The following is a 3,831-nucleotide window of genomic DNA, read 5'->3' as shown; positions in this document are numbered from 1 at the left end:
TGCCTGAATACCTCACACCTGAATACCTCCGCCGGATACATCACGCCCGACATATCAGGGCACCACGCCCGACATATCAGGGCACCACGCCCGACATATCAGGGTCCCGCCGCACGCGGTGGTGACCTGCCGGCCAGTAAAGGGGAGAAGCACGTGGACGAGTCCGACCGCCCTGACGACCGACGACTCGCGAACAACCCGATCGCGATCGTCGGGCTCGCCGGACTGTTCCCGATGGCGCGCGACGTGCGGGAGTACTGGAGCAACGTTATCGACGCCGTCGACTGCGTCACCGAGGTGCCGTCGACGCACTGGCGCCCGGCAGATTACTACGACCCGGATGCGACGGTGCCCGACCGTACCTACGCGCGCCGGGGCGGCTTCCTCCCCGAGGTCGCGTTCAGCCCGGTGGAGTTCGGCTTTCCGCCCAACCTGCTGGACGTGACCGCGGTCGTGCAGCTGCTCAGCCTGATCGTCGCGCGGGATGTGCTCGTCGACGCGGGCGCACCGGGATCGGCGTGGTACGACTCCGAGCGTACCGGGGTCATCCTGGGCATGGCCGGCCCCACCACGATGGCCCACCCGCTGGCGGCCCGGCTGGAGACGCCGGTCCTGCGCGAGGTCGTGCGCGCCGCGGGACTCGACGAGGCCGAAACCGCCGCGGTCTTGGAGGCCTTCTCGCTCGCGTTCCCGCCGTGGGAGGAGAACTCGTTCCCCGGGCTGCTCGGCAACGTCGTCTCCGGCCGGATCACCAACCGGCTCGACCTCGGAGGCACGAACTACACGGTCGACTCCGCGTGCGCGAGTGGGCTCACGGCCGTCCGCGGGGCCATCGCCGAACTCATCGACCACCGTGCCGATCTCATGATCACCGGTGGTTGTGACACCGAGAACTCGATCTTCAGTTACATGTGCTTCTCGAAGACGCAGGCGCTGTCCAAGTCCGACCACATCCAGCCGTTCGCCGCCGGCGCCGACGGCACCCTGGTCGGCGAGGGCATCGGGATGCTGGCGCTCAAGCGGCTGGCCGACGCCGAGCGCGACGGGGACCGGATCTACGCGGTCATCCGGGGTCTCGGGTCGTCCAGCGACGGTCGGTTCAAGAGCGTCTACGCGCCGCGCGCGGAGGGCCAGGTCCGCGCGCTGCGCCGGGCCTACGCGGACGCCGGGGTGAGCCCGGCGTCCGTCGAGCTGTTCGAGGCGCACGCCACCGGTACCGCCGTCGGTGACGCCACCGAGCTGTCCGCGCTCGGGGCCGTCCTGGCCGAGGCCGGGGCACGCCCGGGCCGGGCGGCGATCGGCAGTGTGAAGTCGCAGATCGGGCACACCAAGGGCGCTGCCGGCGCGGCCAGTCTGATCAAGCTGTCGCTGTCGCTGTCGCTGTCGCCCACGATCAACGTCCGCGAACCGAATCCGGCGCTCGCCCAGGAGGGCTCGCCCTTCTACCTCAGCACCCGCACCCGGCCCTGGGTGCTCGACCCGGACGTGGGGCGGCGCCGGGCGGCCGCCTCCGCCATGGGGTTCGGCGGTACCAACTTCCACGTCGTCCTGGAGGAGACCCCCGACACGGCACGCCCGGACGCCGATAAGCGTGCCGCCCGGGCGACGCACCGTGCCGTCCGCGCCCACCTGTGGCATGCCGCGACGCTCGCGGAGCTCCTTGACCTGGTGCGCGGGCAGGCCGAACCGAACGGTGACACGGGCATCCCGGGCAGCGCCGCGCGGGTCGGGTTCGTCGCGCGCACCGGCGCCGAGGCGGAGCGCCTGCGCGCGATCGCGATCGAGCAGCTCGCGGCGCGGGCCGACGCCGCCGAATGGTCGCATCCCGCCGGGGTGCACTACCGCCGGCAGACGGCCGAGCAGCCCCGCGTCGGCGTCGTCTTCGCCGGCCAGGGCAGCCAGTACGTCGACATGGGGCTCACCGCAGCCGTCGAGATCCCGCCGGTGCGGGAGGCCTTCGACGCGGCGAACGCCACCTTCGCCGGGGCCGAGCTCACGCTCGCCCGCGCGGTGTTCCCGCCGCCGAGCTTCGATCCGGGCGACCGTGCCGACCACGAGATGAACCTGACGCGCACCGAGTACGCGCAGCCCGCGATCGGTGCGCTCTCCGTCGGCCAGTTCCGGTTCCTGCGGGAGCTGGGACTGCGCCCGGTGAGCCTGCTCGGCCACAGCTTCGGGGAGCTGACCGCCCTGTGGGCCGCCGGTTCCCTCGCCGACGCCGACTTCTTCCGGCTCGCCCGGCGTCGCGGCCAGGCCATGGCCCCGCCGGACGAACCCGGCTTCGACCCCGGCACCATGGCCGCCGTCCGCGCCGACCGCGACGCGGTCGCCGAGCTGCTGACCGCGCACCCGGACGCGGTCGTGTGTAACCACAACGCCCCCGACCAGGTCGTCGTTGGTGGTCCGACGCCCGCCGTCGAGGAGTTCGTCGCCGCCGCCACCGCGAACGGGCTCGACGCCCGGCGCATCTCCGTGGCCGCGGCGTTCCACACCTCGCTCGTCGGGCACGCGGTGGACGACTTCGCCGCCGCGGTGGACGTCACCGAAATCGGATCGCCGGCCGTGCCGGTGCACGCCAACACCGCCGGCGCCCGGTACGGCGACGACCCCGCCGAGAACCGCCGGGTCCTCACCCGGCAGCTGGGCAACCCCGTCGAGTTCGTCGCCGGGCTGCAGGCCCTGCACGCGGACGGCGCGACGGTGGTTGTCGAGATCGGGCCGAGCCAGGTGCTGACCGGTCTGGTCCGGCGCACCCTCGGCGACGAGGTCGTGGCGATCCCCACCGACGCCGGTCGCGACGGCGACGGCGCGGCCGCGGCCGTGCGCCTCGCGGTGCTCGGCGTCGAGCTCAGCGGGCTCAACCGCTATACGGCCCCGCTGCCGCAGCAGGCGCAGCCGACCGGGATGACGGTTGCGCTGACCGGGGCGGACTACGTCTCGGAGCCTCGCCGTCGCGCCTACGCCGACGCGCTGGTCACGCTCGCGGCAGCCGCGGCCGTCCGGCCGCGGGGGTCGGCCGCCGCGGCGCTCGAAAACGTCCCGACCGCCACCGAGCGGCGCGTCCCCGAAGCGGCACCGGCGCCCACCCAGCCAGTACTCACCCAGCCGGCACCCACCCAGCCAGTACTCACCCAGTCGGCACCGGCGCCCACCCGGGCGGTACCCGTCCCGACGGCCATCGCTCCGGTAGCGCCTGCTTCGGTAGCGCCTGCTCCGGCGGCAGCCACCCTGGCGGCCCCGGCCCCGAGCGCCGGTGAGGTCGCCGGCATCAGCGAGGTCGCCCGCGACCATCTGGCCCTGCACTCCCAGTTCCTCGACACCCAGCTCCGGGTCGCCGAGGGCCTCGTGCAGGTCCTTCGCGCGGCCCCCGCGGACAATGGGGCGGGTCAGGAGATCCGGGCCGCTGCCGACGCTGTGACCCGGCAGAGCCTGGCCGTGGGTGAGGCCCATATCCGGGTCAACGAGATCCTGGCGTCCCTGACCGACCTGGAGTACGGCAACGGCGTCGGCGGCCAGGGCAACGGCGTCGGCGGGCTCGCGGCCGGCGGGGCGCCGGGCGGCGTGCTCACCACCGGTACGGAACCGACGGACCTGTACGGACGGGGAACGGCGGGCGATCTGCGCACGCCGGGAATCCCGGCGCCCGGGCTGCCGGCCGTCCCGCTCCCGATCCCCGGCACCGGGAGCAGCAACGGGCGTCCGGCGGGTGCGATCGCGGCTGCCCCGCCCGTGCCTCCGGTGACCGTCCCATCCGCGGCCCCGGCGACCGTGGGGTCGCAGCCGGCCACCGCTGGTATTGCCCAGCCGGCGACGGCCGAGCCGCCGGCGGGC

The 3,831-nt window shown here is 73.9% G+C and carries 1 protein-coding gene; it reads left to right on the top strand.

Translation table 11 applies throughout. The features are described 5' to 3' along the window. Positions 1–153 precede the first annotated feature (153 nt). Positions 154–3,831 (top strand): beta-ketoacyl synthase N-terminal-like domain-containing protein (locus AC08OX_RS15750; protein ID WP_476608507.1); only part of this gene is annotated, 3,678 nt, incomplete at its 3' end.

Source organism: Frankia sp. CoBUL1 (assembly GCF_978021245.1).
This window is presented reverse-complemented; position numbering and strand designations above follow the sequence as displayed.